The 4,184-nt window shown below is 27.2% G+C and carries 4 protein-coding genes; 1 reads left to right on the top strand and 3 read right to left on the bottom strand.

Translation table 11 applies throughout. The annotated features are described in order from the left end of the window. Positions 1-285: 285 nt before the first annotated feature. The 3 genes from ACERKK_RS11725 to ACERKK_RS11735 all read right to left on the bottom strand — a co-directional run bounded on the left by ACERKK_RS11725 (position 286) and on the right by ACERKK_RS11735 (position 3,416). Entirely contained in the window at positions 286-840 is a 555-nt protein-coding gene (locus ACERKK_RS11725; RefSeq protein WP_373773263.1) for a c-type cytochrome, read from the bottom strand. A 61-nt stretch (positions 841-901) separates the two neighbouring features. Beyond that, positions 902-3,115, bottom strand: a complete 2,214-nt coding sequence (gene clpA / locus ACERKK_RS11730) for an ATP-dependent Clp protease ATP-binding subunit ClpA (protein ID WP_373773264.1) — start codon at positions 3,113-3,115, stop codon at positions 902-904. Between the two features lies 1 nt (position 3,116). Next, entirely contained in the window at positions 3,117-3,416 is a 300-nt protein-coding gene (locus ACERKK_RS11735; protein WP_373773265.1) for an ATP-dependent Clp protease adaptor ClpS, read from the bottom strand. A 71-nt stretch (positions 3,417-3,487) separates the two neighbouring features. Between ACERKK_RS11735 and bioD the strand changes: the two genes are divergently transcribed. After that, a complete protein-coding gene (gene bioD, locus ACERKK_RS11740) occupies positions 3,488-4,123 on the top strand; it encodes a dethiobiotin synthase (protein WP_373773266.1) in 636 nt (211 codons plus the stop codon). The last annotated feature ends 61 nt before the right edge of the window (positions 4,124-4,184 follow it).

Here is a 4,184-nt window from a genome sequence, read left to right on the forward strand (position 1 = left end):
CTTTTTACTTTATTTCATTTTATTAATTATCAACTCTTTATTTTATTTGTTTTAAGTGATATGATTCTTACTCTAATTACTTATTTCTTTTCTCTATATGCTTTTCTATTCTTTAAGTATGCAATTTACTTTAGGATTTACTTTTTGTTCTTTATTTCGCTTTATGGAGTTTCTAATAGGGGTTCTAGTTTGTAGTTTTTTATGAGTGTTGTTTATTTTTTATTAAAAAAAAGGCCAACATTTCTGGTGACCTTTTATATTGACTCTTTTATTACGTTAAGAAGATTATAAATTTGAAATAAAAGAAGCTAATGCTTCAATTTCTTCAGGAGACTTTGTTGCAACTTGTCCTTTCATAAGACCTTTCATTGCACCACCATACGAACCATCTTTGTATCCATTTAAAGCATCAATTAGTTTTTGTTTATCCCAACCTTTTATAATTTGAGATGTACCTAGGGCTTGTTTTTCTGCATTTAAACCATGACAACTAGCACAGGCTGCAAATAATGCTTTTGCATCAATAGCTGCTTTTGTTTCTTCTTTTGCTGGTGTAATTGCAGTTTTTACTTCATCAATAGCTTTTTCCACTTTTTGTGTTACTTCTTCTGCTGTTTGTACTACTGCTTCTTTAACATCATCTTTAACTTCAATGATATTTTCTTTTGATACAGATTCCATCATTTTAGTTGCTTCTTGGGCAACTGTTGTAGTGGATTCTTCTTTATTTACAATTTTAACTTCTTCTTTTGTTTGCTCAACTGTTGTAGTCTTTTTATCTTCACCACATCCTGTTAAAACTAACATTGCAATTGCTGAACTTAATAATATCTTTTTCATCACTATTCCTTTTTTAGGTATAAATTTATACTAATATACAATTGTATACTAATTGTGTTGATTAAGCATCATACTTAAAGACAAATTCTTCTATAAAGTCAATTTTTACAACACCACCTTTTTTTAGTTTTCCAAATAAAATTTCATCTGTTAATACATTTTTGATTTTATCTGAAATTACTCTATTTAGTGGTCTTGCACCCATTGCTTTATCATAACCTAATGTTGCTAACTCTTTTTTGGCTCTTGCTGTAATATTTATTTTAATATTTTTATCACTTAATTGAGACTCTAAATCTTCAATAAATTTACCTGCAACTTTTGTAACAATATCAATACTTAATGAATCAAAAGATACAACACTATCAAGTCTATTTCTAAATTCAGGTGCAAAGAACGATTGTATTGCTTTATTTTCATTTAAACTATCATTTTTTGCAAATCCCATAACATTTGCTTCTGCTGAACCTAAGTTTGATGTCATTACTAGAATAACATTTTGGAAATCTGCTTTATTTCCACTATTATCAGTTAATTCTGCATTATCCATTACTTGTAAAAGTATAGACATTAAATCAGGATGTGCTTTTTCAATTTCATCTAGTAGAAGTACAGTATGTGGGTGTTTTCTAATGGCTTCTGTTAAAAGTCCACCTTGTTCAAACCCAACATAACCAGCAGGTGCTCCAATAAGTCTTGAAATTGTATGAGCTTCCATATATTCACTCATATCAAATCTTTCAAAATGAATACCTAATTGTGTTGATAACTCTTTTGCAACTTCTGTTTTACCAACACCTGTTGGACCTGTAAATAAGAAACTTCCAATTGGTTTTTTATCTAAACCAAGACCTGCTTTATTTCTTTTAATTGATTGTACAATTTTTGTAATTGCTGTATCTTGTCCAAATACTCTTTTTTGCATATTTTTTTCTAATGATTTTAATAATGTTAAATCAGATTTAGTTGCACTTTTTGCAGGGATATGTGCCATTTTTGAAATTGTTTCTTCAACATCTTTTTGCGTAATAGTAATATTTGATTTTGTTTTATTTTTTTCACTTGAAGATAAACTAATTTTTTTAGATGAACCCACTTCATCTATTACATCAATTGCACAATCTGGTAAAAATCTATCAGTTATATACTTTTTACTTAATTCAACAGCTGAAGAAATTGCGCCTTTTGAGTATTTTACTCCATGAAAATCTTCATATTTACTTTTTAAACCATCTAGTATTATTATTGAATCTTCAATTGAAGGTTCTTCAATATCAACTTTTGCGAATCTTCTACTTAATGCTTTATCTTTTGCAAAATCATTTCTAAATTCACTAAATGTTGTAGCACCTATACATCTTAATTTTCCATTTGCAAGCATTGGTTTTAAAATATTTGAAGCATCCATTGCCGATCCTCCAACACTACCTGCACCTACAAGTGTATGAATTTCATCAATAAATAATATTGAGTTTGGAATTTTAAGTACTTCTTGTAAAAGAGATTTTAATTTTTTCTCAAAATCACCTCTATATTTAGTTCCCGCAAGCATTGAACCCATATCTATTGAAAAAACTTTTGCATCATGTAAAAATTCAGGAACTTCTTTATTAGAAATTTTTAAAGCTAACCCTTCTGCAATTGCAGTTTTACCAACACCTGGCTCACCTACTAATATTGGATTGTTCTTTTTTCTTCTACTTAAAATTTCAATTACTCTTGATATTTCATTGTCTCTACCAATTACTGGATCAATTTCACCTTTTTTTGCAACACTTACTAGTTCAGTTGAATTTTTATCTAATACTTTATTGTTTGAGTCTTCATTATTATCAATACTGTTTTCATCTATATCTTTATGTGAGATCTCTTCAAGTATGTCAATTTTTTCAATTCCTAATGCATTTATTAAATATGCTGCATAAGATTTTTCATCTTTTAAAATTGCTACAAACATATCTTCTACACTTGCATTTACCTTACCACTTGTTTGTGCATGAGCTACCATATATTCAATTGTTGACGTTAAAGCTATAGTTTCAATAGGTTCATCATCAAAACCTGCTGGAAGTTTTGGTGTATTATCATCTATATATTTTTTTGTCTTTTCAAATAACTTATCTGTATCAATACCTAAATCAATAAATAAATTTTCAATTGACTCATCATGTAATAACATCAAGAATATATGTTCTAATGTTAAGTATTCATGCTTACTATTTTTTGCATATCCTACTGCTTGGGAGAATATACTTCTTAATTCTTTGCTTATCATTTTATTCTTCTTCCATAATAGCTTTTAGAGGAAAACCTTGTTCTCTTGCCATTGTTTTTACTTGTGCTACTTTTGTTGATGCAATTTCATGTGTATATACTCCACATACTTCTTTTCCGTGATTATGTATATTTAACATAATAACTGAAGATTCATCTACACTTTTTCTAAAAACCTTTACTAAAACATCAATTACAAAATCCATTGTTGAATAATCATCATTTAATAAAAAAACTTTATATTTTTTTGGCTCTTGTAAATCTAATTCATCATCTAATTCTATTTCTATTTCATTACTCACATCAAACCTTTGTTATGATAAAATACCATTATATTTTTAATATATAAATATTATACCAAAAAAGAAATTATATGAAAAAAGAAATAACTTATTATAAGAATAAATCTATATTTATTACAGCTACAAACACTGATGTAGGCAAAACTTATGCAGCAGAAAAATTTTTAAGATTTTTTGCAAATAAAGGTTTTAAAGTTGGATATTTTAAACCTTTTGAAACTGGTGTAGAAACATCTCCTTTAGATGGAACTAAAATGTTAGATATAACTAAAGAGTTAAATCCTTTATTTAATGCAAATATAAATGATGTTGTCCCTTATCAATTTAAACTTCCCGCTGCTCCCTATGTTGCAAAAGGAAATACTGTAATTGATTTAGAGTTAATAAAAGAGAAGAAAAAGTATTTAGAATCTTTATGTGATATTCTAATTATTGAAGGAGCAGGTGGACTTATGGTTCCTATTGAAGAAAATCTTTTAGTTATTGATTTAATAAAAGAGTTAGATTGTGAAACAATATTAATAACACCATCAAAACTTGGGTGCATAAATGATACTTTACTTTCATGTGAAGCTTTAAAATCAAGAGATATTGATTTTGAATTTTATATAAACTTATATCAAGATAAGGATAGTTTTAATGAAGTATCCTTACCATTTTTAATATCTAAATTTAAGAACTTAAATTATTTAGATGATTTAGTATAAATAAAATAGATATACTTTTGTATATCTATTTATTAAAACTATACTTTTTTAAACTCTCTTA

Origin of the sequence: Poseidonibacter sp. (assembly GCF_041821165.1) — a bacterium.
Lineage (GTDB): Bacteria > Campylobacterota > Campylobacteria > Campylobacterales > Arcobacteraceae > Poseidonibacter.